The sequence below is a fragment of the Enterobacter sp. QK-SA4 genome, from assembly GCF_056856775.1.
Genome location: NZ_JBXFXH010000007.1, coordinates 3,029,066 through 3,055,003 on the forward strand (window position 1 = coordinate 3,029,066; position 25,938 = coordinate 3,055,003).

Below are 25,938 nucleotides of genomic sequence, written 5' to 3' on the forward strand. Positions count from 1 at the left end.
CAGTCCTTATCAGTTGAGGCCGCGCACGGAGGAGATGAACTGCTTCAGTTCCGTGGTCTGCGGGTTGGCGAACAGCGTTTTGCTGTCGCCCTGCTCCCAGACTTTCCCCTGGTGCATAAACACCACGCGGTCGCCCACTTCGCGGGCAAAATTCATTTCATGGGTAACCAGTATGAGCGTCATCCCCTCGGCCGCCAGCTGCTCCAGCACCTTGAGCACTTCGCCCACCAGCTCCGGGTCGAGCGCGGAGGTGATCTCGTCGCAGAGTAAAACTTTAGGCGACATCGCCAGCGCGCGGGCTATCGCCACGCGCTGCTGCTGGCCGCCGGAGAGGCTCGACGGGTAGTAATCCAGACGATCGCCTAAGCCCACTTTCTCCAGCATCTGCTTCGCCAGCTCGCGGCATTCGGCGGCGCTTTTCTTCAGCACCCGACGCGGGGCGAGCATCACGTTTTCCAGCGCCGTCATGTGTGGGAACAGGTTGAAGCTCTGAAACACCATCCCGACCGAGCGGCTGATTTCGCGCGCCTGAGAATCCCGGTCGGTAATGGTCATGCCGCCCAGCTTGATGCTGCCGTCCTGATAGCCTTCCAGGCCGTTGATGCAGCGCAGCAGCGTGCTTTTGCCCGACCCGCTGCGCCCGATAATGGAGATCACCTGGCCCATGTCGATATCCAGATCGACGCCCTTGAGCACGTGGTTATCGCCGTAGTACTTCTGCACCTGATTAATGGTGATGAGAGGCATTGAATTTCGTCTCCAGATAGCGGCTGTAGCGCGACAGCGGATAACACAGAATAAAGTAGCCGAGCGCCACCAGCGCAAAGACCTTAAACGGCTGATACGTCACGTTGGTCAGCATGGTCCCGGCCTTGGTCAGCTCAATAAAGCCGATGATCGACGCCAGCGCGGTGCCCTTGATCACCTGAACGGCAAAGCCGACCGTCGGGGCGATGCCGATGCGCAGCGCCTGCGGGGCGACGACGCGAAACAGGGTCTGGCCGAAGGTCAGCCCCAGACAGCGCGACGCTTCCCACTGCCCTTTCGGCAGGGCGCGAATGCTGCCGTTCCAGATATCGAGCAGAAACGCGCTGGTGTAGAAGGTGAGCGCCAGCGAGGCGGCGGTCCAAGGCGAAACGTCGATGCCGAACAGCGCCACGCCGAAGAAGGCTAGGAACAGCTGCATCAGCAGCGGCGTGCCCTGAAACAGCTCAATATAGCCGCGGATGATGCGCCTGACCGTGCGCCCGCCCGTGAGGCGCAGCAGCAGGAGCGGCAGCGTCACCGCCGCCCCGCCGACAAACGCCACCAGCGACAGCAGCACCGTCCAGCGTCCGGCCAGCAGCAGGTTGCGAATAATGTCCCAGTCGGTAAAGGTGGTCATCATGCCTGCACCCCCAGCCATTTGCGTCCCGCCGCCATCATCAGCTGGCGCAGGGTAATCGACAGCGCTAAGTAAATCCCGGTTGTCACCAGATAAACCTCAAAGCTCAAAAACGTTCTGGACTGGATCAGGTTGGCGGCGAAGGTCAGCTCTTCATACGAGACCTGCGACACCACCGACGAGCCGAGCATCACGATGATGCACTGGCTCACCAGCGCCGGATAAATGCGCTGCAGCGCGGGCGGCAGCACCACGCGGATAAAGGTCTGCAGGCGGGTCAGCCCCAGCACGCGTCCGGCCTCCCACTGCCCTTTCGGCGTGACCTGAATGCCCGCGCGGATAATTTCGGTGCTGTAGGCGCCCAGGTTCACCACCATGGCCAGCAGCGCCGCTTCCCCCGCCGTCATCTTCAGCCCGAGATTCGGCAGGCCGAAGACGATGAAAAACAGCTGCACGACAAACGGCGTGTTGCGGATGATTTCCACATACGCGCCCCAGATCCGGCTGAACCAGGTGGTGCGTCCGCTGCGGATCGCCGCCCCGAAAATCCCTATTGCCAGCCCGCCGACGGTCGCCATCACCGTCAGCTGAACGGTGACCCACAGCCCCGCCAGCAGCTCCGGCCAGTGCGGCCAGAGCGCGGAGAAATGAAGTTGCTCAGTCATCGGCTCAGGCGCCAAGGTTTGCCGGCAGCGGGGCCTTCAGCCATTGCTCGGACAGGCCGTTCAGCGTGCCGTCCTTGATGCCCTGCTCAATCAGCGCATCCACCTTTGCCTTCAGGGCCGGTTCGTTTTTCTTCAGGCCAATAAAGCACGGCGAATCTTTCAGCATAAAGCTCGGCACCGGGGCTTTATCCGCGTTCTGGCGCGAAATGGCCGCCACCACGAGGTTGCCGGTTGCCACGTACTGCACCTGTCCGGAGAGGTAGGCGGAGAGCGTGGTGTTGTTATCCTCGTAGCGCTTCACGTCCGCGTCTTTCGGCGCCAGGCCGGTCAGCACCATGTCCTCCACCGCCCCGCGCGTCACGCCGATGGTTTTTCCGCTCAGCGCGGCGGCATCTTTCAGCTCGGCGCCTTTCGGACCAAACACGCCGAGGAAGAACGGCGCGTAAGCGCGGCTAAAGTCGATCACCTTCTCGCGCTCCGGGTTTTTACCGAGGCTTGAAATGACCAGATCCACCTTATCGGTTTGCAGATACGGCACGCGGTTGGCGCTGGTCACCGGCACCAGCTGCAGCTTGAGCTTCATCTGTTTGGCCAGATAGCGCGCCATGTCGATGTCATAGCCCTGCGGCTGCAGGTCGGTCCCCACCGAGCCAAACGGCGGGAAGTCCTGCGGAACAGCAATGCGGATGGTGCCGCGCTTCTCGATATCCTGAAGCTGGTCAGCCTTTGCCGGCAGCTGTGTGAAGAGACATGCGGCCCCGGCCAGTGCAATCAACAATTTTTTCATGGTGCTTCCCCGTAACGTTAACATGAAACAAAAGATTCTTTGAATGTGATTTTGCAACTAATGTGCCAACCAGGGCTAAGCGGGAAATATTCTTGTAAAGCCTGATAAAACGGGGAAGGGTCGAAAAAACGAGCGTCATCCCGACCCGCCACATGCACCATTTTAATGCAAAGCACCAGCCTGATGCCCCATTATCGCTGCTCGAGTTCGTCCAGCTGCTGGTAGAGGGAGGCAATTTCGTGAATGCGCGGACGGCCTTTATCGAGAATTTCATGCAGGAAGGCGTTTGCCAGCAGGTTGATCAGGCTGTTGACCGAGGAGTAGCTGTCATAGGCCGAGACGCTGTCCAGCGGGGCGCAGAGCTGCCAGCTCGCCAGCGGAAACAGGCTGTGCGCCTGCGGCTCGCACATCAGCAGCAACGGAATACCGCTGCTCTGAAGCTGCTGCATCAGCGGGCGGATGATGCGCGGGCGGCGGCGAAAGGCCATCATGACCACCAGATCGTCCGGCGTTAAATCCACCAGCTCCTCGCCCAGGCTCTGCCCCGGCTGCGGCAGAACCAGCACCTGACCGCGCGCCTGCAGCAGCTGCTGACGCAGGTGCAGCGCCGCCGGATAGGCGTTACGCATGCCGATAATGACGATGCGCCGCGCCTTCACCATGCAGGCCATGGCGTCGGCAAACTGCTGCGCGTCGAGGGCATTGACCCACTGGGCCAGGTTCGCCATCTCCTGCTTATAGTGGCGCGCCAGCAGCGTATTGCCCTGCACCGCGTCGCGGTTATCGGTGAGCGGCATCCCGCTCTGGCGCAGGGTGCGCAGCTCGTCGCGCATGTCCTTATATTTCTCATAGCCCAGACGCTTAAACAGACGGCTGACCGTGGCTTTCGACACCCCGCTCAGCTGCGCCAGCTCGGCGCTGTTGTAGCTAATCAGGTCGTCAAAATGGTCGAAAATAAAGTCCGCCACCCGCTGCTCCTGCGGCGACAGCGACGGGTACTGTGCTTTCAGACGTTCATCCAGTTGTTCCATAGCGCCTCTGTAACTTTTGTTTCATCACATTGTACCTTTTATTATGCGTATTCATTATACGTGCCAGTTTACTGAAACTTTTCTTTCAGATCTGGAACAGCTTTTGCAGCACCTTGTGACTTTCAGGGTTACGAGGACGCTTTATGCAAAGTAATGTCTCCACGCACGGCATGGCCGTTGCGCCCCACCATCTTGCCAGCCAGAGCGCGCTGGCGGTACTGCGCGAAGGCGGCAGCGCGATAGAGGCGATGGTCGCTGCGGCGGCCACCGTTGCCGTGGTTTACCCGCACATGAACGGGCTGGGCGGCGATGGCTTCTGGCTTATCGTGCCGCCGGAAGGCGAACCTGTCGCCATTGATGCCAGCGGCGCGGCGGGATCGCGCGCAACGCTCGCCGCCTACGACGGGCTGGCGCATATTCCCCACCGCGGCCCCCGCGCGGCGCTGACCGTCGCCGGCACGGTGAGCGGCTGGGACGAGGCGCTGAAGGTCTCGCGCGAGATGACCGGCAAGGCGCTGCCGCTGGCCCGCCTGCTGGCCGACGCCATTGACTATGCGAAGAACGGCACGCCGGTCACGGCCTCGCAGGCCCATGCCACGGCAAGCAAATTCGACGAGCTGAAGCACATCCCCGGCTTCGCGGAAACCTGGCTGGTGGACGGCAAGCCTCCAGAGGCCGGGAGCCGCTTTTACCAGCCCGCCATGGCCACGACGTTGACGCGCCTGGCGGAGGACGGTCTGGACAGCTTTTACCGCGGCCCGCTGGCGGACGTGCTGGCGCACGGCATGGAGACGCTGGGCCTGCCCGTGACGCTGGCCGATTTGCGCACGCACGTCGCCCGGCGCACCGCGCCGCTGAGGCTGCAGCATCAGCAGGGGGAGATCTTTAACCACGCCCCGCCGACGCAGGGGCTGGTCTCGCTGGCGATACTCGGCATCACCGACCGCCTGAATATGGCGGAGGCCGACGACGCCGACACCATTCACCGCATCGTTGAAGCCACCAAGCTGGCCTTTGGCCTGCGCGATGCCCACATCACCGACCCGCGCGAGCTGAAAACCGATATTCAGGGTCTGCTGGATCCCGCCGCCCTGCAGGCGCTTGCCGACAGGGTTGACGACGGACGCGCCGCGCCGTGGGGCACCGGAAAAGGCCCCGGCGATACTGTGTGGATGGGAGTGATGGACAGCAGCGGGCTTGCCGTGTCGTTTATCCAGAGTATCTATCACGAGTTCGGCAGCGGCGTGGTGCTGCCCGACACCGGCATCGTCTGGCAGAACCGGGGGGCATCATTCAGCCTCGATCCCGATAGTCTTCTGGCCCTCGCGCCGGGCAAGCAGCCCTTCCATACCCTGAACCCGGCGGCGGCGCGTCTTAAGGACGGGCGCGTGATGGTCTACGGATCGATGGGCGGCGACGGCCAGCCGCAAACCCAGGCCGCGCTCTTTACCCGCTACGCGATTCAGGGCGTGCCACTGCAGGAGAGCATTTCCCGCCCGCGCTGGCTGCTGGGGCGCACCTGGGGACAAACCTCGGACACGTTAAAGCTGGAAGGACGCTTTACCGCTGAGACGGTCTCACGGCTTCAGGCACTCGGACACGAGGTGGAAATCTTCCCTGACTTCAGCGAAGCGATGGGCCACGCGGGCGCGATTGTCCGCCACCCCAACGGGCTGTTCGAAGGAGCATGTGACCCGCGCAGCAACGGCGCGGCCGCCGGATTCTGAGGAGAAAACAATGACGACACAACAATCCGACTGGCAGGCGTATCTGGCGCAAATGGAGTCCGTGCTCGACGTGACGCTGGACGATGCCCGCCGCGCCGAGCTGCAGGTGCAGTTCAGCCGCATTGCAAGCATGGCCGCCCCGCTGATGGCGCTGCCGCTCGATGACCGTCTGGAGATCGCAGGAGTGTACAAAGCATGAGGCTACACGAGATGAGTATCAGCGCGATCCAGCATGCGCTGGGCGCGGGCGAGCTGAGCGCTCGCGAGATTGCCCGCCAGACGCTGGAGGCGATTGCGCGCGTGAATCCGCAGATCGGCGCCTGGACCGCCGTGACGGAAGCGCGCATGCTCGCCGAGGCCGAGAGCATCGATACCCTGCGCCGTGAAAAGCGCCCCCTGCCGCCGCTGGCGGGCGTACCCTACGCGGTAAAAAACCTGTTCGACGTTGCCGGCCACACCACCCTTGCCGGGGCAGAGCTGTTCAGCCAGCGCCCCGCCGCGGCCGCTGACAGCTTCGCGGTGCGCCAGCTGCGCAGCGCGGGCGGGCTGCTGACCGGGATGGTGAACATGGACGCCTACGCCTACGGCTTCACGACCGAAAACAGCCACTACGGCACGACGCGTAACCCGCACGATCTGGCGCGCATTGCGGGCGGCTCGTCCGGCGGCTCGGCCGCCGCCGTGGCCGCCGGGCTGGTGCATTTTTCGCTCGGCACCGACACCAACGGCTCGATTCGCGTTCCGGCCTCCCTGTGCGGCATCTACGGCCTGAAGCCCACGTTTGGCCGCCTGTCACGATCCGGCAGCCATCCGTTTGTCGCGAGCCTCGATCATATCGGCCCCTTTGCCCGCCGCGTGTGCGATCTGGCGTCCGTATACGATGCGCTGCAGGGCCGGGACAGCAGCGACGCTTTTCAGGCAGAGAGCTCGCGCGAGCAGACGCGTCCCCTGCTCGACCGCGGGCTTGACGGCCTGCGCTGCGCGGTGCTCGGCGGCTACTTCACCACCTGGTGCGACGCGGATGCCAGAGACGCCGTGGCGCGGGTGGCGAAGGCGCTCGACGTGCAGGATGAGCTGCAGTTCCCGGACGCCGAACTGGCGCGCTCCGCGGCGTTTATCATCAGCGCCTCCGAAGGGGGAAATCAGTACCTGCCCGCGCTTCGCCGCGAGCCCGAGCGTTTTGAGCCGCATTCCCGCGAACGGCTGCTGGCCGGGGCGATGATCCCCTCCGCCTGGTACATTCAGGCCCAGCGGTTTCGCGCGCACGCCCGGCAGGCGTTTAAAACCCTGTTCGCGCAGGCCGACGTGCTGATCGCCCCGGCGACGCCGCGCAGCGCCACGCTCGCGGGTGAGCAGACCATGGAGATTAACGGTCAGCCGCTCCCCATTCGCGCCAGCATGGGGATGCTGACCCAGCCGATTTCGTTTCTGGGCCTGCCCGTGACCACCGTTCCGCTGCGCACCGCCCAGGGTGCGCCGATTGGCCTGCAGCTGATTGCCGCGCCGTTTAACGAGCAGGCCTGCCTGCGCGTCGCGCGCGTGCTGGAAGAGAGTGGGATCGCCGACGCGCGTCCGGCGGAGGTGGCCGCATGATGAATCACGATGACATTAACCTGCCGTGGGTGGTTGTCGAGGTGACCGCCGCGTTTTACCGCTATGAAGACGCGCTGGTGAGCAACAACGTTGCGGTGCTGGACGAGCTGTTCTGGCACGACAAAAACACGGTGCGTCTGGGGGCGGGTGAAAACCTGTACGGGATTGATGAAATCCGCGCCTTTCGCGCGGCGCGCCCCGCCGCCGGGCTGCAGCGGACGCTGCGTCACACCGTGATTACCACCTTCGGGGAGGATTATGCCGTGTGCAGCACCGAGTTTACCCGCGAGGGCACGGAGCGCATTGGCCGCCAGCAGCAGACGTGGGTACGGTTTGCCTACGGGTGGCGGATCGTGGCGGCGCAGGTGAGTTTGATGGTGTAATGCTGAAAAACCCGCCCGGTGGCGCTGCGCTTACCGGGCCTGCGATGTCCCGTATGCCCTGTGGGTCCTGTAGGCCGGGTAAGGCGCAGCCGCCACCCGGCTAAACACGGCACACTTATTTCTGAAACGGATGCACCTCCCGCCAGTGGTCGGCAATCTGCTGGCGGGTACAGACCCACACCCGCTCGTGCTGCTGCACGTAATCCAGGAAACGCTGCAGCGCGCGAAAACGCCCCGGCCGCCCCAGCAGGCGGCAGTGCATGCCGATGGACATCATCTTCGGCGCGCTTTCCCCTTCTTCGTACAGCACGTCAAAACTGTCCTTCAGGTAGGTATAGAACTGCTCGGCGGTGTTAAACCCCTGCGCGGTGGCGAAGCGCATGTCGTTGGCATCCAGCGTATAGGGCACGATCAGGTGCGGTTTACGGGAGCCGTCGCCGCAGGCCACTTCCGTCCAGAAGGGCAGATCGTCGCCGTAGTAGTCGCTGTCATAGTCGAAGCCGCCGTGCTCCACCACCAGCTGGCGGGTGTTGGGGCTGTCGCGCCCGGTGTACCAGCCCGTCGGCGGCTTGCCGAAAAGGTCGGTCAACACGTGCACCGCCTTGTGCAGGTGTTCGCGCTCCTGTTGGATATCCATGTGCTGATAGTGGATCCAGCGCCAGCCGTGGCTCACCACGTCGTAGTCCGCATTCTTGATAGCCTCAACGATATCCGGGTGACGCGCCAGCGCCATCGCCACGCCAAAGACCGTCAGCGGCAGGCCGCGCTTTTGAAATTCACTGTGGATCCGCCAGAATCCGGCGCGGCTGCCGTATTCGTAGAGGGAGTCCATCGACATGTGTTTATCCGGGTAGCTGGCCGCGCCGATAATGTCCGACAGGAACTGCTCGGATCCGGCATCGCCGTGCAGAACGTGGTTCTCCGCCCCTTCCTCATAATTGAGCACAAACTGCACGGCGATGCGCGCCTGATTCGGCCACCGCGCGTGCGGCGGGTTGCCCGCGTAGCCGCGCAGATCCCGCGGGTAATTCTGTTCAAAAAGCCCCATTGCCACCCCCAAAAATTAAAATGGATTCAGTGCCTGAAACTGTCCGCTTAACGCTTTTTTCTCCGGGAACGCCAGATCCCCGTGCTTGCTGGTCGACAGCCCCAGCGCCACCAGCGACTCCACCATCTTCACCGCCGCGCTGACGCCGTCGATGACCGGTACGCGCAGCTCGCGCGTCAGCTCCTGCGCCAGCGTCGCCATGCCGCCGCAGCCCAGCACGATGGCGCCGCAGTCGTCCTCTTTCAGCGCCTGTATACAGCGCGCACGCACTTTTTCCTGCGCCAGACCGCTGCCGTCTTCCAGCGCCAGCACCGGGAGATCGATAGCGTGCAGCGCCGCGCAGCGATCGTGAAAGCCATACTGGTGCAGCAGATGGCGGGCAATAATCAACGTGCGCGGCAGCGTGGTGACCACCGAAAAGCGCGTCGCCACCAGCGTCGCCATATGCATGGCGGCTTCCGCAATGCCTATAACCGGCCCCTGCGCCAGCTCGCGCGCCGCCAGCAGGCCCGGATCGCCAAAGCAGGCGATGACGTGACCGTCCACGCCCTGCTCTCTGCCGAGCTTAACCTGTTCGAGAACCCCCACGGCGGCGATGGCCTCATCAAAGTGGCCTTCTATAGACGGCACGCCCGCGCTCGGGCAGACCGCGAGGATCTCCGTTCCCGGCGCCGCCACCGCGCGTGCCGCCGCGCCGATGGTTTCCGTCATCGCGAGGCTGGTGTTGGGGTTGATCACTTGTATACAGACAGAGGACATTACGACTCCTTGTGGCCGGCAAACAGCCGGGCAAAATCAGGCAGACACTCGCCCGCCCGCTCGAAGCAGAGGCTGGCGACGATATGTTCAAAATGGTGCATTAAGGCATCGCTGAGCGGCTGGAGCGCCTTCTGGCGCAGCAGATCCACAAGCTGTTCGTGATCGTTGCAGCGGCACCCCTGACGCCACGGCGCGCCCCAGGTGGCAATCACCAGCGACGAGCGCTGGCTCAGGCCGGTCACCATCTCCGTCAGCACCTGGTTGCCGGAGATGGCCTGCAGCTGAATGTGGAAATTGGCGGAGTGGCGAATTGCCGCCGGGCCGTCGTACGCCTCGTGCGCCTGCTGCTCCTGGCGAATGATGGCCTCCAGCGCGGCAAGGTGCGGCGGCTGGCAGCGGGCCAGCACGTCCGGCAGGTTAGCGACCTCCAGCAGGGCGCGGGTGCGGAAGATGTGCTGCGCCTCTTCCACCGTCGGGCTGGCAACGTGTGCACCACGCTTGGGCGTTAAGGTGACCATTTGCACAGCGGCGAGTCGTTGAAGCACCTTGCGGATGCCCGTGCGGCTTACGCCAAACACCTCGGCCAGCGCCTCTTCCGGCAGTTTGCTCCCCGGCAGAAGCTGATGTTCGACTATCGCGGTCATCAGCGCCTGAAAGATCGATTCGTCTTTGTCATGCAGGTCTGGCGCTGTCTGCAGGGCGTTTATGTTGTTCATTCACCACTCCGTCTTTTACTCTTCGTTATCGAATCGTATACATAAAAATAAAATATTGCATACAAGATTTATTGTTTTGGCCTGGATCCTGCAACACCGTCTGCACTCCCGCTTAACGGGTTTTCATTCACAGGAGCAGGTTTCATGCCAAACAGTCAAAACGCGCAGCAGGGTACGGCCGCTGATTCCGGTGCGGTTTACAGCCCACGTCTTTGCAATGAGGATCTGGCACCGACGCGTGACCAGAACTGGAGCTGGTACAACATCTTTTCGTTCTGGATGTCGGACGTTCACAGCATGGGGGGTTATGTTGTCGCCGCGAGCTTCTTTACGCTCGGGCTGGCAAGCTGGCAGGTGCTGCTCTGCCTGCTGGTAGGAATTTGCATCGTGCAGCTGTGCGCCAACCTGGTGGCCAAACCGAGCCAGATGGCGGGCGTGCCCTATGCGGTGATCAGCCGTCAGGCGTTTGGCGTCTTCGGGGCGAATATCCCGGCGGTGATCCGCGGGCTGATCGCCTTTGCGTGGTACGGCATTCAGACCTATCTGGCCGCCAATGCCCTGATGCTGGTGGCGCTGAAGTTCTGGCCGTCGCTCTCTTCGCTCACCACCGGCGCGTTCCTTGGCCTGTCGCATCTGGGCTGGATCTGCTTTGCTATCATGTGGGTCCTGCAGGCGATGGTCTTCTGGCACGGCATGAGCGCCATCAAGCGCTTTATTGATATCGCCGGTCCGGCGGTCTACGTGGTGATGCTGGCCCTCGCAGGCTGGATTGTATACAAGACCGGTTTTGACGGCATTTCCTTCACCCTCGCCAGCAAATCCCTGAGCGCGGGCGAGCAGACCTGGCAGATGATCACCGCGACCGCGCTGGTGGTGTCTTACTTCTCCGGCCCGCTGCTCAACTTCGGCGACTTCTCCCGCTACGGCAAAAGCATGGGCGAGATCCGCCGCGGAAACCGCTGGGGCCTGCCGTTTAACTTCCTGCTGTTCTCCATCGTCACCGTGGTCATTGTCTCCGGCACCCAGTCGCTGTTTGGCCGCATGATCACCGACCCGATCGAAACCGTCAGCCGCGTGGGCAACGATCTGGCCGTGGCGATTGGCCTGCTGACGATGATCACCGCTACCATCGGGATCAACATCGTCGCGAACTTCGTCTCCCCGGCGTTTGATTTCTCTAACTGCTCGCCGCAGAAAATCAGCTTCCGCACCGGGGGCATGATTGCCGCCGTCGGCTCGATCCTGCTCACCCCGTGGAACCTGTTCAACTCGCCGGAGCTTATCCACTACACCCTGGACGTGCTCGGGGCGTTTATCGGCCCGCTGTTCGGCATTCTGATTGCCGACTTCTACCTGATTAAGCGCGGCAAGGTGTCGGTTGACGATCTGTTCGACGACACGCCAAAGGGCAAATACTGGTACCGCAACGGTTTCAACCCGAAAGCCATTGGCGCGCTGATCCCGTCCGTGGCCGTGGGCCTGGTGATTAGCTTCATCCCGGCCCTGCATGAGGTGGCAAACTTCAGCTGGTTTATCGGGGTCTTCCTCGGCGGCGTGACCTACCGCTGGCTGGCGCGGGAAGAGCGCGAGACGGCGGGCGCGACGTCGTTCAGCTCCCGCGTGGCGACGCAAAAAGAGTAACCCCCTCCTCCGGCCGCAGCTTATCTGCGGCCCTTTCATTCTGGCATCGTTCTTGCTGAGCCTTCTCACCCCCGCTACGCAAATACGAAGGCAGGAACCATGATGGAATACCAGACAGCGATCCGCGGCGCATTTTTTGATATTGCCCAGGTCTGCGACAGCGCAGACGCGATTGCCCAACACGCGCGCTACCTTGAGGACGGGCTGCTGTTTATACAGAGCGGGAAAATTCTGGCGCACATGCCGTGGCAGGAGGGGGAGCAGTATCTTGACCCCCACAAGGGCTACACCGACCTGCGCGGCAGGCTGCTGTTGCCCGGTTTTGTCGACACCCACGTCCACTATCCGCAAACGGAGATGATCGGCGCCTTTGGCGAACAGCTGCTGGAGTGGCTGACCACCTACACCTTCCCGGTGGAGAGCCAGTTTTCCGATGAAGCCTACGCGAAAGAAATCGCCGAATTTTTCATTCAGCAGCTGGTGAGCAACGGCACCACCACCGCGCTGGTGTTTTGCACGCTGCATCCGGAATCGGTCGAGGCGCTGTTTACCCAAGCCCTGCGCCTGAACATGCGCCTTATCGCCGGAAAGGTGATGATGGACAGACACGCGCCGGACTACCTGAGCGAAGACGCGAAGCAGAGCTACCGGCAGACGCGGGCGCTGATCCAGCGCTGGCACCACCGGGGGCGGCTGGGGTATGCCATTACGCCGCGCTTTGCCCCAACGTCCTCTCCCGAGCTGCTCGCCGCGGTCAGCCTGCTCAGAGAGGAGTTTCCGGATACCTGGCTGCAGACCCATCTCAGCGAAAACCCCAACGAAGTGGCCTGGGTGAACGATCTCTGGCCGGAGCACGAGCGCTATCTGGACGTGTATCACCACTACGGCCTGACCGGCGAGCGCAGCGTGTTTGCCCACGCGATCCATCTGCACCACAGCGAGTGGCAGTGCCTGCACGACACCGGTTCGGCGGTGGCGTTCTGCCCCACCTCTAACCTGTTTCTCGGCAGCGGGCTGTTTCGCCTGCCCGCCTGCTGGCAGCACAGGGTGCGGATGGGCATCGGCACCGACGTCGGCGCGGGCACCACCTTCAGCATGCTGCGCACCCTGGGTGAGGCCTACAAGGTGGGCCAGCTCCAGAGCTACCGCCTTCGCGCCAGCGAGGCGTTTTATCACGCCACGCTGGGCGGCGCGCACGCTCTCAGGCTCGAAGATAAGATTGGCAACTTCGCGCCCGGGAAAGAGGCGGATTTCGTGGTGATCGACCCCGACGTGACGCCGCTGCAGCGCCTGCGCAATCGCCGCTGCCAGGATATCTACGAGCAGCTTTTTGTGCTGATGACCCTCGGCGACGAGCGCAACATCAGCGAGACCTGGGTCAACGGCGAGCGGGTGTGGTCAACTGCCCCGGTAGGTTGACCACCCGCCGGGCGCAATCACAAACGGCAGGTGGAAATGTTCGTCTGCCGTTTCTCCCGTCACAAAATCAATTTGCGCGCAGGGCCAGATCGTGTCGCGACCGGTTTCGCTAAACCACGCGCCGATCTCCGCCACCAGCCGATAGCGGCCTGCAGGCAGAGAGGGAACGAACGCGGCGATGCGCCCCTGGGCGTTGGTCACGCCCGTGGCAAGCGTGTTCCCGTCCTGTTGTAGATGAACCGTCACGCCCTCTGCGGGTTTGCCCGTTGAGATATCCAGAATATGGGTGCTAAGTGTGCTCATTCGCTAATGACTCCTTCCAGCCGAAGCAGCGTAATTTCCCGCAGCTGTTCCAGCGCGGCACGGACTTCCTGCGCGTCGCTGTTCTCCAGCCGCGCGTGCAGCGCCTGTAAAATCTCCTCGCCGCTGCGGCCCTTCGCGCGGATCAGAAAGACGCGTCCGAAGCGGGCCTCGTAGCGGGCATTTCCCTCACGCAGCGCCCGGGCAAGGTCAGCATCGCGATCGTTCACCTCGCCCTGCTCCTGGCGCGACAGCGCCGCCTCCGCCTGTGAACCTGCGGGCTTTTCCCCGATGCGCGGATGGGCGTTCAGGGCCTGCGCCAGCGCCGCTTCATCCCAGTTTTGCGTCAGCGCGCTTGCCGTACTGAACAATTCGTCCCGGCTGGCGTAGGGTCGCCTCAGAGCCAGCGCATCGGCCCACTCGGGGAGCGCCACGCAGGGATGAATCAGCGCTAACGCCTTTTCGTGGGGAAGATGATTGAAGTCGTGCAGTGCGATCATAGTGTCTCCTTTATTGTCTTCCTCCGGGTTATTGCACAAACCACGCCACTCTGAACGCGGGTGTGAAACAGTCGATTCCGTATAGCTCAACTGGAAATTTTTGATTCAAAAAAAGGCACGTTCACCGCGTTTGCGCACCTTAGCAGTGCAAACGTCCCCCTCACAACGCCGTTTTCGCCACTCTGCAGCCTGGTACGCAAATTGCTGAATGTCTTTACACCCTGCAAAAGGAGAGAAGCATGAGAGCAATCGTCATTGGTGCGGGTATTGGCGGCCTGAGCGCCGCCGTCGCGCTGAAGAAAGCGGGCATCGACTGTACCGTGTTTGAAGCCGTCAAAGAGATCAGGCCCGTCGGGGCGGCCATCTCCATCTGGCCTAACGGCGTGAAATGCATGCAGCACCTCGGCATGGGCGACATCATCGAGACGTACGGCGGGCCGATGCGTTTTATGGCCTACAAGGATTACCGGCGCGGCGACACCCTGACCCGCTTCAGCCTTGCCCCGCTGGTTGAGCGTACCGGTGGGCGTCCCTGCCCCGTCTCGCGCGCCGAGCTTCAGCGCGAAATGCTGGACTTCTGGGGGCGCGACAAGGTGCAGTTCGGCAAGCGCGTCGAACGCGTCCATGAAGACGACGCGGGCGTGAACGTGACCTTCACCGATGGCACCACGGTAGCCGGCGATTTTCTGATTGCCGCCGACGGCAGCCACTCCGCCGTGCGCCCGTACGTGCTGGGGTATACCCCGGAGCGCCGCTACGCCGGGTACGTGAACTGGAACGGGCTGGTGAAGATTGACGAAGAAATCGCCCCGGCGCACCAGTGGACCACCTTCGTTGGCGAAGGCAAACGCGTGTCGCTGATGCCCGTCTCCGGCGGACGCTTCTACTTCTTTTTTGACGTGCCGCTGCCCGCGGGCCTGGCGGAGGATCGCACCACCCTGCGCGCCGACCTTACGGGCTACTTCCGCGGCTGGGCGCCGCCGGTGCAGAAGCTTATCGCGGCGCTGGATCCTGAAACGACCAACCGCATTGAAATCCACGACATTGAGCCGTTCGACAGCCTGGTGCGCGGCAACGTCGCGCTGCTCGGCGATGCCGGACACAGCACCACGCCGGATATCGGCCAGGGAGGCTGTGCGGCGATGGAAGATGCCGTGGTGCTGGGAGAATGCCTGCGAGAAAACCACAACATCACGCTGGCGCTGCGGCAGTACGAGGCGCTTCGCTGCGACCGGGTGCGCGACCTGGTCCTGAAGGCCCGTAAGCGCTGCGACGTCACCCACGGGAAAGACATGGCGTTGACGCAGGCCTGGTATCAGGAGCTCAAAGAGGAGACCGGGGAGCGCATCATCAACGGTCTGTGCGAGACCATTCAGGGCGGCCCGTTAGGCTGAACGCAAGAGGGACAACGATGAAAAGAGAACCGACTCCACCCGCCCACTGCACGTTTGAGCCAGAGGACTGGCTGCGCCTCGCGAAATGCTGGCATCCGGTCGCGCGCGCCTGCGACGTTGGCCCGGCACCGGTTAAGGCGACCCTGCTGGATGAACAGCTGGTGATTTACCGGATTAACGACCAGGTCGTGGTCGCCCGTGACGTCTGCCCGCACCGCGGCGTGCCGCTGACGCTCGGCTTTCACGATGAGCATGGGATTATCTGCCCCTACCACGGCCTCCGCTTTGGGGAGGACGGGCGCTGCAACCGTATTCCGTCCAGCCCCGACCAGCCCGTTCCGGCGAAGCTGAACCTGATAAACTACGCCGTGGAAGAGCGCTTCGGCCTGATCTGGACCTGCCTGGCGTTTGACCCGGACAATCCTGTACCGCTGCCCACCATGCCGCACTGGGATGACGACGGATTTCAGCAGATCAACTGCCCGGCGTTTGAGGTGAACGGCTTTGCCGGTCGTCAGGTAGAGGGGTTTCTGGACGTGGCGCACTTTGCCTGGATCCACACCGATACCTTTGCCGATCCCAGTAATCAGCTGGTCCCCACCTATCAGCCGCAGGAGACGCCGTTCGGTTTTGTTGCCGATTACTGGAGCTCCGTGAGCAACTATCCCGCCAGTTCACCCGTGCAGGCGCCAGAAGGATTCCAGTGGCTGCGCCATTTTGAAATGCATCTGCCGTTTACCGCCACCCTGACGATTCATTTTCCGGGAGAATCGAGACTGGTCATTATGAACGCCGCATCGCCCGTCTCGTCACGTGTAACCCGCATGTTCGCGCCGATCGCGCGTAACTTTGACCTGCATATTCCGGTGGAGGATGTACATGCCTTTAACCTGCGCATTTTTGAAGAGGATCGCCTGATGGTCGAAACCCAGCGCCCGGAAAGTCTGCCGCTGGATCTGACGCTGGAAGCCCATATTCCCGCCGATAAAAGCTCAATTGCCTACCGTCGGGGGCTGAAGAAGATGGGCTTTGGCGAATTTTTCCTCGTATGACGGAGGCCGATATGCTGAGCGTAATTGTCGACGGGCTGTGGCGCGAGGGCGATAAAAGCCTCGCCGTCAGGCTGGTAGCTGAAGACGGTAACGCGCTGCCGGCGTGGCAGCCCGGCGCGCACATTGATGTGCACCTGCCCTGCGGCGCGGTGCGCCAGTATTCCCTGACCGGGGCATGCGGAGACGAGAGCTATCTTATCTGCGTGGGACGGGAAACCGCCTCGCGCGGCGGATCGCGCTACGTTCACGAGACGCTGCGACCCGGGCAGAAATTAACGATTTCTGCTCCGCGCAATCTGTTTCCGCTGCATCAGGCTGATCGGGTGTTGCTGCTGGCGGCAGGCATTGGCATTACGCCGCTGTATGCAATGGCCCTGCAGCTGAAGGCGGCCGGAACGCCGTTTACGCTGCACTATTACGTCAAACGCCGCGAAAGCGCGGCGTTTACGCGCGAACTCTCCCGGTTCGGTGAGTGCCAGATTCATACCGCCAGCCCGCGCACGGCGCTGGCAGAACATCTTCCGGTGGCTGAGTCGGGGCTTCACGCCTGGATCTGCGGTCCGGCAGGGTTTATGGAAAAAGTGCGAGACGTGGCGACGGCCAGGGGATGGGATGATGGCCATCTTCACAGCGAGGCGTTTCAGCCCGCGGCCCCTGCCGCACGCGGTGACGCAGGCGAGATCTTTACGGTCAAACTCGCCTCGACCGGGGAGCGCTGGCCGGTGCCCGCGGATAAGACCATCGCTCAGGTATTACAGGAAAATGGCGTGGACGTGCCGCTTTCATGCGAAATGGGGATCTGCGGGGCGTGCCTGACGCCGGTGATTGACGGCGTGGCGGATCACCGGGATAGCGTGCAGTCGGAGGCGGAAAAAAGCGCAACGGACCAGCAGGTGGCGCTGTGCTGCTCGCGGAGCCATTCCGGGGAGCTGGTGATTGGGCTGTAAAACGAAAAAACCCTGCGATATTGCTATCGCAGGGTTTCGAATTTGGCGGAAGCGTAGAGATTCGAACTCTAGAACCCTTTCGGGTCGCCGGTTTTCAAGACCGGTGCCTTCAACCGCTCGGCCACGCTTCCAAAGTGAGGCGCACTATAAACATCTATTAGCGCCTTGTAAAGCAGGAATTTTTCTATTTTTACCCACCGGCGTTTGACTGCGCAAAAATCACCCATACGCTGCTCTCACGTCACTCACCTCGACCTTGTACATACCGTAACATAGCAACGCTCATCCTTTTAAATCGCTCTGGTATAGAATGCCTCAAAAATAGAAGGTCATTTGTTGTGTAATTGTTATAAATCTGAATTCCCGCAGATTTTAGACATTACTGCCATGCAGTGTTACGGGTTGATGATGAAAATCAAAAATACGCTTTGCTTACATATCCTGATGGCGACCCTGGCCATTTTGTTCCTTTGTGTTCACCCGCTGGTGACGAGCTTCAATCCGCCCCTCACCTTCCAGCCGCTGATTAAATCAATGGCGGGCACGCCTAAAGAACAAGCGGAAAAAATTGCGACTATTTCCCATGCCTTAGAAGGGAATGCTATTTTCTTCATTGGCGCGTCTGAGGTTGCCACCTCAGAAGATGAACATTACGCCGTATATAATTACTTTAATAAGCAATTGCACAAACCCGTCGTGGCGTATGGCGATGCGTTCGTCGATGATGAAACGCAATTTTTACTGTTCTCACGTTTTAAAAATAGCCTTAACGCAAACAGTAAAGTTGTTTTGCTTCTGGCTCCTGACAGCTTTTACTCAAAAGGGCTGCCACCGGCTATCTATGCCGATAATTTTCCCGGCTCTATTTTTAATCCGCTGATGAAGGATCCGCAGGCGCGCCCGCTGCTGGTTAATTATTTAAAGCATATTGATAGTAAAGAAATAAGCCATTTAACCTTTGGCCAAATGCGCGTCTTTGGCTGGCACCCCGATCTGATATGGGACGAACTGAGCTTCCAGTTTGCCAACATCTGTACCCTGATAAAAAACGACTGGCTGGCGCTGCTCAACGTCACACCCCAGGCGGTACAGCCGTGGCCTCCGCAGACAGCCTCCCACATTGCTCCCGACTGGGATAAAGAGCTGGCGAATGCGCGCGAGTTAAATAAAAAACGCCAGCAGAGCGCGGCCACGCTGTGGATGGACAAAACGATTTACGAGGAGGACGGTACGCGGCAACAGTGGGATGACACGCCCGTCGTGCCTGCGCAAATCGCCGCGTTCAGTAAAACCGTCCAGCTGTTGAAAGAACGTCACGTGCAGGTGATTGCTATCGTCGACCCGGTTAACCCCTGGGCGCTTTACAATACCGATACCTTCCGTCCGGTTGATAAGCAAATTAAAACCATTCTGGAAAAGAACCAGATCCCGTATTTAGATATGTACGCCATGCCTTATCAAAATGGCTGGAACTGGGATCGTTTGCACCCTTCCGAACTGGCCTGGGTTCCTATGATTCGCTTTATTGCACAGAGTTTTAAATAATGAAAATCGCGATCCGTCTTTTTTTCCTTTATCTCCTGCTGGCGATTACCATCGTCGCGTGGACCTCTGTCGATGACAGCATGAGTATGCAGCTGCATTTTGAATATCAAAAGTTCTGAGGCCGAATGATGTACAGCTCAGGAATGTTTTTTGTTTATTTATTTTCATCCGCGCTGGCGTTTGCGCTGGTCAATCGCGTATTACGCCATCGTCTGACCTGGTTATCTGCGCTATCGGTGCTGACGGCTCTGGGATGGGGATATATATTTCAGGGTGATTATATTGTCCCCGCCTCCGTTTTTTTCAGCTTTTATGTTTTTGCCACGCTAAAAGAGAAGGGATGGTTAAAAACGTGGCAGGCAATCGTTCTGACATTATTGCCGTTGCTGCTGGTGAAATTACACTTAAATAACCACTGGGGCATGATCGGTCTCTCTTTTATGACGTTCCGCGCGGTGGACGTGCTGCTCTATCGCAGTAAAAAAGAAGGGCAGAATTTCCTGCACTATTTCTGCTATCTGTTTATGCCCTTTATTATCCTGGCCGGTCCAATGTACCGCTGGCGCACATGGATGAGTGATGTCAGCAAGCCCGTATTTGCCCTTAACCGCGAACAGTTTTTAGTCGCGTTAGAGCAAATCATTACCGGCATTGTCCAGAAGTTCCTGTTTGCCATGCTGATTGATTCGCTTGTCGTGCAGCCCTGGAGCCATAAGCCGTTTACGCTGACCGTGGGCGTGGTGATGTCGATTGCCTACAGCACCTACCTGTACTTTGATTTTGCGGGCTATAGCAATATGGCCATCGGCGCCGGCCGCCTGTTTGGGCTCAACATCCCGGCAAACTTCAACATGCCGCTTCTGGCAAAGAATCCGCAGGATTTCTGGCGCCGCTTCCACATCAGCCTGTCTGAATGGCTGCGCGATGTGGTCTTTATGCCCGTTTATATGAACCTGATGAAGTTCAACTTTTTCCGTCAGAACAAAACGCTGGCGCAAAATATCGGTATTTTTTGCACCCTGTTCTGCATGGGGGCATGGAATGGCCTGGAGCGCCATTACGTCATCAGCGGCGCGCTGTTTGGCGCGATTTCCGTCGCTCACAACATGCTGCTGTGGTCATCCAAACGCAGCCCGGTGTTACATCGCGGCTTGCAGAATCCGGCCGTTGCGTTTTTAGGGCGAATTCTGACGCTGGCAAGCGCCGCGGGATCCCTTTACATCTTTAGTGGAATGTCACCTCTATGAAAAATCACTCCGATCTTCAGGAACTGCAGGATTTCTTACGTGCGGCATTATGCGATCCCGCCTCCCCGCAGCAGCTGGCCATCAGCGGCAGCGACGAAGCCTTAAGCTGGCTACAGCTTTCCGCTGCCGTGACGGACTGGGCGCAGCGCTATCAGCGCTGCCAGCCTGTTGCCGGTACGCCGGTCGTATTGTACGGACACCAGCAGGCCGAGTTCGCCGTGGCGATTTATAGCTGCCTGCTGCACAACATTCCGTACATCCCGGTGGACTGCATCTATCCGCAGGAGCGCCTTCGGGAGATCTGCCATCTGGCCAGCGCCCCTTACTATTACGACGTGGCGACCCGGCAGTTCATCGCCACCGGGGAACCGGGCAAGGTACTGGAGGAGCAGGATCTGGCCTACATCATGTTTACTTCAGGCAGCACAGGTAAACCTAAAGGTGTGCAGATTGGGCGTGAAAGCGTATGGCACTTCATGAAATGGGTCAGCCAGGACTTTTCACTGCCGGAAAAACCGGTCCTGATGAACCACGCGGTATTCAGTTTTGACCTCTCCCTCATCCCTTTGCTGGCCAATCTGGCGATGGGCGGGCACATCGTGCTGAACGCCAAAGAGGACATTCAGAAAGAGAACTGGCTGGAACGACTGAAAAGCAGCGCGGTCTCCGCCTGGGTTTCGACCCCCTCTTTTGCATACCAGCAGCTGCTTTCCCCGCAGTTCAACAGCGAGTATTTGCCAGCGCTGAGCGTCTTTATCTTCATTGGTGAAGTGTTAAATAAGGCGCTGGTTAAACAGCTCCGCCGCCGTTTCCCGCAGGCCAAAATCATTAACTCCTATGGCCCTACGGAAGCGACCATCGCGACGACCGTGGTTGAAATCACGGATGCGATCCTGAACAGCGACAGCGCCGTGCTGCCGGTGGGGGTCATGATGCCTGAGAGCAAAATGGAAATTTCCACCGACGGCGAGCTGATTATCTGGGGTAAAAACGTCATGCGCGGCTATCTCGGCCTGCCGCAGGAGAACGCGGCGAAATTACTCCGTCGGGAAGATGAAGCGTTTCGCGGCTACCGGACCGGCGATCTGGGCTATGAAGCGGGGCTGATCTACTGCCAGGGCCGCAACGACAGCCAGGTCAAACTGAACGGTTACCGTATCGAAATCAACGAGATCGAGAACCGCCTGCTGGCCATGTCCGGCATCAACGAAGCGGTGGTCCTGCCGCTGATGAAATCCTGCGGCAGCGTGCTGCGCATTGCCGCGTTCTGCGTGACGGATATGGCGCCGGACACCATCAAAACATCGCTGTCGAAGGTGGTACCGCACTATATGGTGCCTTCACAAATTATCGTACAAGACGCTTTGCCGCTGAATCCTAACGGCAAAATTGACCGCAAGCTGCTGGACGCTTACGCCCGCACAAATTAATGACTCCAGGAAAAATTATGGAACAAGAAATTCTCGCCCTGTTCGAAAAAGTGTTATCCCGTAAGGTGGGCTTTCACGATGAACTGATTGAATCCGACATTCTCGACTCCATCCTGGCGGTCGATATGGTGCTGGAAGTGCAGGACGTTTACGGCTGCACGATCCCGCCAACTGACGTGGCGACGGTGCTAAAAACCCCGGCGGACCTGGCCCGCTATATTGAAGAAAACCGCTAAACGCCCCAGCTGTTCATTGCTGCCCTGAAGGCGCTGGAGGAACTTTCCAGCGCCTTCATTCGTTCTGCGCCAGCCGCATGAACGCTATCTTGCGCCCTTTCACAGGAATGAAACCGACTGCTTTTACTATTTCTCCTACACTTTAGGAGTACTGTCGGTACGGGAAACAGAAAAAAGCCAACTTAATTAAGGCATTAATGATTCGCTGTGCGCTCAGCCGGGGAACGTTTTGCCTTTAACAGAGGAGTCTGCGGTATGGCATTCGTAACAACGAAAGATGGCGTCAATATTTACTACAAAGACTGGGGCCCAAAAGAGGCTCAGCCTATTGTTTTCCACCACGGCTGGCCGCTCAGTGCCGATGACTGGGATAACCAGATGCTCTTCTTCCTCGCTGAAGGCTATCGCGTTATCGCTATCGATCGTCGCGGTCACGGGCGTTCGGACCAGGTGAGTGAAGGCCACGATATGGATCATTATGCGGCCGACGCGTCAGCCGTGGTTGAAAGCCTGGATCTGCGCAATGCCGTGCACGTCGGTCACTCCACCGGCGGCGGACAGGTCGCCCGCTATGTTGCGCAGTATGGGCAACCGCAGGGGCGCGTCGCCAAAGCGGTGCTCGTCAGCGCCGTGCCGCCGCTGATGGTCAAAACGGACGGTAACCCCGGCGGGACGCCCATCGAGGTTTTCGACGGCTTCCGCAAAGCGCTGGCGGCTAACCGCGCCCAGTTTTACCTCGACGTCGCCAGCGGTCCGTTCTACGGCTTTAATCGGGATGGCGCGGACGTTTCACAGGGGACGATCCAGAACTGGTGGCGTCAGGGAATGATCGGCAGCGCCAAGGCCCACTACGAGGGGATTAAGGCGTTTTCAGAGACCGACCAGACGGAAGATTTAAAGACCATCACGGTTCCCGTTCTGGTGATGCAGGGCGACGACGATCAGGTCGTGCCGTATAAGAATGCTGCCCTGCTGCAGGACAAGCTGCTGGCGAACAGCGTACTGAAAATTTACCCGGGCTTCCCGCACGGGATGCATACCACCCATGCGGATACCATTAACGCAGATATTTTGGCCTTTATCCGCTCATAAAGGCCACGTTTAACGCCACCCTTGGGTGGCGTTGTTTATTCCCCCTGGCGTTTCTGCGCCACCAGCTGGATCATGTTGAAATACGCCCCGGCCCCCGCGTCCATAATGGGCACCATCATCTCCTGAGCGATCTCGCATTGCATAAACTCATCCCACGCCTGCTGGCAGGTATCCATCTCCCGTAGGGTGGTCAGCGCCGCACCGGGCTCTTTTTCCCACAGTGCTTTCCACCAGGAGAGCGGATAGAAATACCACTCTGGGGTCCAGAAAGGTTTAACCACATCCGGGAGATGCGTTTCGCTGTACTCTCCGATAAACCCGGGAACGGCAACGGCAATATGACCGCGGGGTTTCAGGAAAGGTAGCAGAGTACCCAGCATGGCGTCATTGTTGCCGAAGTATTGATATGCGTCCACGCTGACGATCAGATCAAAGTAGTCATGCGCGAACGGGATTGCTTTCGTGGCATCAACCCGCAGCGGAAAGATTTTTCCGTCCAGACCCCGTTCGCTGAAACGTGCTGCATTTTCGTCCGGCGTAATCCACAGATCGGCGGCAAAAACCGTGGCGTCATATTTTTCGGCGAGCAGGATAGAAGAGATCCCTTTCCCACAGCCGAGATCGAGAATGCGCATTCCTGGAGCGATCGGCAGTTGAGCGACCAGCTCCTCGGTTAGCCGCATGGCGTTTGGGCCCATCATGGTGTCGAGCAAAAAAGCGCGGTCATAGCTATCTGTGTAAGGTGTATTCATCACTGCTCCTTAGCGATTATCCAGCTGGGCGCGAACGTTGTTCAGCCCGGTGGTGTTGATGCGGTATGGCTGCCCGTTCACGGATCGGATCAGCTTTTTGGTGCGGAGTTTTTTAAAGACGCTAAGCGTGCAGTCGCTCAGCACCAGCCCTTCACGGGTGTAGCACTCAACGGAAGTGACGCGGCCAGAGCTGTCGCGGACGTGCACAATTCGTCCACCTTTGGCGAGAACGTGTAAGGTACGTTGTTCCTGACGGGATAAATTCATACTGGAAAACCTGTGTAATCATCATGCGTAAAAACGAGCCCACACCCGCAGGTGCGCGCGTAAGGTTTAAGCGCAGCGATAACCAGTCCGTCCTGAAAAGGGCGGGAAACTGATTATCTGATGAAAACATTCTCCAGCATCAAAGCCTCGGTAAGAGATAGCAATATATTTACAGGGTGAATGATAACGCCTGTTTTTTACAGGGAAATGGCAGGGACTTAAAAGTGTGAGGCGGATCGGCAAATCCAAAAGAAAAACCCCAGGTTAACGAGTAACCTGGGGTTTATATCTGGCGGAAGCGCAGTCCGCCAAATTAACGTCCGAGAACGCCAGAAATAGTTCATTTTTACCATTAATAAACAATATGTTGTCAAAAACAGATGTCCGAAGACGTCTTGCGACATCCGAGAAAATCTGACATTTTATGCAGTACCTTATGTATGGCGGGTTGTATGACAGGGTTTAACATATGCCAAAGAAAGCCAAAGAACTCACCGGACTGGCCGTTTCCAAGCTAAAAACTGAAGGCTCTTTTGCAGTTGGTGGGGTTGATGGTTTGTATCTCCGGGTTCGGGGTCAGTCCCGTTCATGGATACTCTGTATCGCTATGGGAGTCAGAGTAAACAGATTGGGAAGGACAGTCCCCAGACGTTTGAACATGGGACTTGGTGCCTACCCTGAAGTCTCCTTAGCTGATGCCCGTGATAAGGCTCGTGAACTGCGTAAGCAAGTCCGTAATGGTGTTAATCCCCTTGAAGAAAAACACGCCGCCAGAGCAGAACAAGAAAAGCTGGCTCATAAGAGAAAGACGTTTACCGAATGCGCTGAAGAGGTTATCGAAATTAAGGCCAAGGAACTTAAAAATCAGAAACACATTGCACAATGGCGTTCAACGCTTGAAGCCTATGCTTACCCTGTCGTAGGTGAAAAGCCTATCAGCGCAATCACGAAAGTTGATGTACTGGCAATACTTGAACCTATCTGGTTAACAAAAAATGAAACCGCCAGCCGCCTGCGTGGTCGTATTGAAACCATTATTGATTACGCCAAGGCGAAAGAATACTTTGAGGGCGATAACCCTGCTTCATGGAAAGGTATGCTTAAACCCCTGCTGCCAATGCCAAGTAAGGTTCAGCAACAAAAGCACCATGCAGCCCTGCCCTATAGTGAGATCAAACCCTTTATCTCTGAACTGCAGAAACGAGCGGGCATTTCAGCACGAGCACTTGAGTTTTCAATCCTGACCGTCGCACGTTCTGGTGAAGTCCGTGGCGCTGAATGGTCAGAAATTGATCTGAAGAACAAAACGTGGACCATTCCCGTCAGCAGAATGAAAGCCAGTAAAGAACATCGTGTACCGCTGTCTGACGCTGCGGTAGCCCTGTTAAAGGCTTTACCACGTTTCAAGGACAATAATCTTGTATTCCCTGCCCCTCGTGGTGGACAGCTATCTGATATGTCTTTGCTGGCAGTACTGAAACGAATGGGCCATAGTGGTTTAACACAGCACGGTTTCCGATCAACATTTCGTGACTGGGCTGGTGAAACTACAGATCATCAACGTGAAGTTATTGAACACGCACTGGCCCATCAACTAGCTGATAAAGCAGAGGCCGCTTATCAGCGCGGAACGTTATGGCCTAAGCGTGTGGCGTTGATGGATGATTGGACGCGATATTGTTTTGCCGTTTAACTGCTCTGTTTGAAAACACCATCAATAAAGCGCTGCGTAAGATGGGCTATGACACTACACAGGACATCTGCGCTCATGGTTTCCGCACACTAGCCTGTAGTGCCTTAATTGAGTCAGGTTTGTGGTCAGAAGACGCTGTAGAGCTTCAAGATGAGCCATAAGGAAAGCAACAGCATCCGTGCTGCTTATACCCACACAGCCCAGCATCTTGAGCAGCGCCGCCTGATGCTCCAGTGGTGGGCTGATTTCCTTGATGCTAACAGCAACGATATGGTCAGGCCGTTTGAGTTTGCTACAAATAAATAAAGGGAAAGGCCGTTCGCGGCCTTT

At 59.0% G+C, this 25,938-nt stretch carries 26 protein-coding genes, 1 tRNA gene and 2 pseudogenes; 16 read left to right on the forward strand and 13 right to left on the reverse strand.

The features are described from left to right. Window positions 1-9: 9 nt before the first annotated feature. The 5 genes from AC1VYI_RS16195 to hpxU form a co-directional block, all read right to left on the reverse strand. Window positions 10-747, reverse strand: coding sequence for an amino acid ABC transporter ATP-binding protein (locus AC1VYI_RS16195; protein ID WP_045354547.1), 738 nt, complete (start codon window positions 745-747; stop codon window positions 10-12). After that, window positions 728-1,384, reverse strand: coding sequence for an amino acid ABC transporter permease (locus AC1VYI_RS16200; protein ID WP_064791110.1), 657 nt, complete (start codon window positions 1,382-1,384; stop codon window positions 728-730). Before AC1VYI_RS16200 ends, AC1VYI_RS16195 begins: the two co-directional genes overlap by 20 nt. After that, on the reverse strand, window positions 1,384-2,049 hold the full coding sequence (locus AC1VYI_RS16205; RefSeq protein ID WP_045401934.1) for an amino acid ABC transporter permease: 666 nt from the start codon (window positions 2,047-2,049) through the stop codon (window positions 1,384-1,386). Before AC1VYI_RS16205 ends, AC1VYI_RS16200 begins: the two co-directional genes overlap by 1 nt. A gap of 4 nt (window positions 2,050-2,053) precedes the next feature. After that, window positions 2,054-2,836 (reverse strand): transporter substrate-binding domain-containing protein, encoded by a 783-nt coding sequence (locus tag AC1VYI_RS16210; protein WP_023311064.1) that lies wholly within the window; start codon window positions 2,834-2,836, stop codon window positions 2,054-2,056. Between the two features lie 191 nt (window positions 2,837-3,027). Further along, window positions 3,028-3,867, reverse strand: a complete 840-nt coding sequence (gene hpxU, locus AC1VYI_RS16215; RefSeq protein ID WP_134866563.1) for a MurR/RpiR family transcriptional regulator HpxU — start codon at window positions 3,865-3,867, stop codon at window positions 3,028-3,030. Between the two features lie 143 nt (window positions 3,868-4,010). Between hpxU and hpxW the strand changes: the two genes are divergently transcribed. The 4 genes from hpxW to hpxZ are packed head-to-tail and all read left to right on the forward strand — an operon-like array spanning window position 4,011 to window position 7,570. Continuing rightward, a complete protein-coding gene (gene hpxW / locus AC1VYI_RS16220; RefSeq protein ID WP_134866564.1) occupies window positions 4,011-5,594 on the forward strand; it encodes an oxamate amidohydrolase in 1,584 nt (527 codons plus the stop codon). Between the two features lie 10 nt (window positions 5,595-5,604). Beyond that, window positions 5,605-5,793 (forward strand): oxalurate catabolism protein HpxX, encoded by a 189-nt coding sequence (gene hpxX, locus AC1VYI_RS16225; protein WP_045354540.1) that lies wholly within the window; start codon window positions 5,605-5,607, stop codon window positions 5,791-5,793. Further along, window positions 5,790-7,187, forward strand: a complete 1,398-nt coding sequence (locus AC1VYI_RS16230; RefSeq protein WP_134866565.1) for an AtzE family amidohydrolase — start codon at window positions 5,790-5,792, stop codon at window positions 7,185-7,187. The genes hpxX and AC1VYI_RS16230 overlap by 4 nt, the downstream gene beginning before the upstream one ends. Next, window positions 7,184-7,570 (forward strand): oxalurate catabolism protein HpxZ, encoded by a 387-nt coding sequence (hpxZ, locus tag AC1VYI_RS16235; protein WP_134866566.1) that lies wholly within the window; start codon window positions 7,184-7,186, stop codon window positions 7,568-7,570. The genes AC1VYI_RS16230 and hpxZ overlap by 4 nt, the downstream gene beginning before the upstream one ends. Before the next feature lie 115 nt (window positions 7,571-7,685). On the opposite strand, the gene puuE is transcribed toward hpxZ, so the two are convergent. The 3 genes and pseudogenes from puuE to AC1VYI_RS16250 all read right to left on the reverse strand — a co-directional run bounded on the left by puuE (window position 7,686) and on the right by AC1VYI_RS16250 (window position 10,093). Beyond that, on the reverse strand, window positions 7,686-8,585 hold the full coding sequence (puuE, locus tag AC1VYI_RS16240) for an allantoinase PuuE (protein WP_226484479.1): 900 nt from the start codon (window positions 8,583-8,585) through the stop codon (window positions 7,686-7,688). Beyond that, a pseudogene (gene hpxA, locus AC1VYI_RS16245) lies at window positions 8,503-9,377 on the reverse strand (allantoin racemase). Before hpxA ends, puuE begins: the two are co-directional and overlap by 83 nt. Further along, window positions 9,377-10,093, reverse strand: coding sequence for a GntR family transcriptional regulator (locus AC1VYI_RS16250; RefSeq protein WP_010429412.1), 717 nt, complete (start codon window positions 10,091-10,093; stop codon window positions 9,377-9,379). Before AC1VYI_RS16250 ends, hpxA begins: the two are co-directional and overlap by 1 nt. Window positions 10,094-10,237: 144 nt before the next feature. Between AC1VYI_RS16250 and AC1VYI_RS16255 the strand changes: the two genes are divergently transcribed. Continuing rightward, window positions 10,238-11,734 carry an NCS1 family nucleobase:cation symporter-1 gene (locus AC1VYI_RS16255; RefSeq protein ID WP_032649014.1) on the forward strand — a complete coding sequence of 499 codons (1,497 nt, stop codon included), beginning with the start codon at window positions 10,238-10,240 and terminating at the stop codon, window positions 11,732-11,734. A gap of 99 nt (window positions 11,735-11,833) precedes the next feature. Then, window positions 11,834-13,153 carry a guanine deaminase gene (gene guaD, locus AC1VYI_RS16260; RefSeq protein WP_134866568.1) on the forward strand — a complete coding sequence of 440 codons (1,320 nt, stop codon included), beginning with the start codon at window positions 11,834-11,836 and terminating at the stop codon, window positions 13,151-13,153. Here the strand turns inward: guaD and uraH are convergent. Together uraH and uraD are read right to left on the reverse strand one after the other, a co-directional pair. Continuing rightward, window positions 13,133-13,456, reverse strand: a complete 324-nt coding sequence (gene uraH / locus AC1VYI_RS16265; RefSeq protein ID WP_047174519.1) for a hydroxyisourate hydrolase — start codon at window positions 13,454-13,456, stop codon at window positions 13,133-13,135. The two genes, guaD and uraH, sit on opposite strands and share 21 nt — an antisense overlap. Beyond that, window positions 13,453-13,953: a 2-oxo-4-hydroxy-4-carboxy-5-ureidoimidazoline decarboxylase gene (gene uraD, locus AC1VYI_RS16270; RefSeq protein ID WP_045354528.1), complete on the reverse strand. Its 501-nt coding sequence runs from the start codon at window positions 13,951-13,953 to the stop codon at window positions 13,453-13,455. Before uraD ends, uraH begins: the two co-directional genes overlap by 4 nt. Before the next feature lie 239 nt (window positions 13,954-14,192). On the opposite strand from uraD, the gene hpxO reads away from it, so the two are divergent. The 3 genes from hpxO to AC1VYI_RS16285 are packed head-to-tail and all read left to right on the forward strand — an operon-like array spanning window position 14,193 to window position 17,346. Further along, window positions 14,193-15,347, forward strand: coding sequence for an FAD-dependent urate hydroxylase HpxO (hpxO, locus tag AC1VYI_RS16275; protein WP_045401715.1), 1,155 nt, complete (start codon window positions 14,193-14,195; stop codon window positions 15,345-15,347). A gap of 17 nt (window positions 15,348-15,364) precedes the next feature. Beyond that, entirely contained in the window at window positions 15,365-16,399 is a 1,035-nt protein-coding gene (gene hpxD / locus AC1VYI_RS16280; RefSeq protein WP_045401711.1) for a molybdenum cofactor-independent xanthine hydroxylase subunit HpxD, read from the forward strand. Between the two features lie 11 nt (window positions 16,400-16,410). Then, entirely contained in the window at window positions 16,411-17,346 is a 936-nt protein-coding gene (locus AC1VYI_RS16285) for a PDR/VanB family oxidoreductase (RefSeq protein WP_134866569.1), read from the forward strand. Between the two features lie 43 nt (window positions 17,347-17,389). Here AC1VYI_RS16285 and AC1VYI_RS16290 read toward each other — a convergent pair. Continuing rightward, window positions 17,390-17,477: transfer RNA gene (locus AC1VYI_RS16290), tRNA-Ser, on the reverse strand. A gap of 277 nt (window positions 17,478-17,754) precedes the next feature. Between AC1VYI_RS16290 and AC1VYI_RS16295 the strand changes: the two genes are divergently transcribed. The 5 genes from AC1VYI_RS16295 (at window position 17,755) to AC1VYI_RS16315 (ending at window position 22,896) form a co-directional block, all read left to right on the forward strand. Then, a complete protein-coding gene (locus AC1VYI_RS16295) occupies window positions 17,755-18,891 on the forward strand; it encodes a D-alanyl-lipoteichoic acid biosynthesis protein DltD (RefSeq protein ID WP_134867385.1) in 1,137 nt (378 codons plus the stop codon). Between the two features lie 128 nt (window positions 18,892-19,019). Beyond that, window positions 19,020-20,138, forward strand: a complete 1,119-nt coding sequence (locus tag AC1VYI_RS16300; protein ID WP_134867386.1) for an MBOAT family O-acyltransferase — start codon at window positions 19,020-19,022, stop codon at window positions 20,136-20,138. Further along, window positions 20,135-21,568, forward strand: coding sequence for an AMP-binding protein (locus AC1VYI_RS16305; RefSeq protein WP_134866570.1), 1,434 nt, complete (start codon window positions 20,135-20,137; stop codon window positions 21,566-21,568). Before AC1VYI_RS16300 ends, AC1VYI_RS16305 begins: the two co-directional genes overlap by 4 nt. A 17-nt stretch (window positions 21,569-21,585) precedes the next feature. Next, window positions 21,586-21,804 carry an acyl carrier protein gene (locus AC1VYI_RS16310; protein ID WP_021240839.1) on the forward strand — a complete coding sequence of 73 codons (219 nt, stop codon included), beginning with the start codon at window positions 21,586-21,588 and terminating at the stop codon, window positions 21,802-21,804. 255 nt (window positions 21,805-22,059) lie between these two features. Beyond that, window positions 22,060-22,896 (forward strand): alpha/beta fold hydrolase, encoded by an 837-nt coding sequence (locus AC1VYI_RS16315; RefSeq protein ID WP_023311045.1) that lies wholly within the window; start codon window positions 22,060-22,062, stop codon window positions 22,894-22,896. A gap of 35 nt (window positions 22,897-22,931) precedes the next feature. Here AC1VYI_RS16315 and AC1VYI_RS16320 read toward each other — a convergent pair whose 3' ends face one another. Both AC1VYI_RS16320 and AC1VYI_RS16325 read right to left on the reverse strand, forming a co-directional pair. Beyond that, a complete protein-coding gene (locus tag AC1VYI_RS16320; RefSeq protein WP_059445844.1) occupies window positions 22,932-23,648 on the reverse strand; it encodes an SAM-dependent methyltransferase in 717 nt (238 codons plus the stop codon). A gap of 9 nt (window positions 23,649-23,657) precedes the next feature. Further along, window positions 23,658-23,915 carry a YjhX family toxin gene (locus AC1VYI_RS16325; RefSeq protein WP_021240841.1) on the reverse strand — a complete coding sequence of 86 codons (258 nt, stop codon included), beginning with the start codon at window positions 23,913-23,915 and terminating at the stop codon, window positions 23,658-23,660. A 469-nt stretch (window positions 23,916-24,384) separates the two neighbouring features. Here AC1VYI_RS16325 and AC1VYI_RS16330 point away from each other — a divergent pair, with 469 nt between their 5' ends. Both AC1VYI_RS16330 and AC1VYI_RS16335 read left to right on the forward strand, forming a co-directional pair. Continuing rightward, window positions 24,385-25,608, forward strand: coding sequence for a tyrosine-type recombinase/integrase (locus tag AC1VYI_RS16330; RefSeq protein WP_048975197.1), 1,224 nt, complete (start codon window positions 24,385-24,387; stop codon window positions 25,606-25,608). An 11-nt stretch (window positions 25,609-25,619) separates the two neighbouring features. Beyond that, window positions 25,620-25,914, forward strand: a pseudogene (locus AC1VYI_RS16335) (tyrosine-type recombinase/integrase); the annotation flags it as partial. Window positions 25,915-25,938 lie beyond the last annotated feature (24 nt).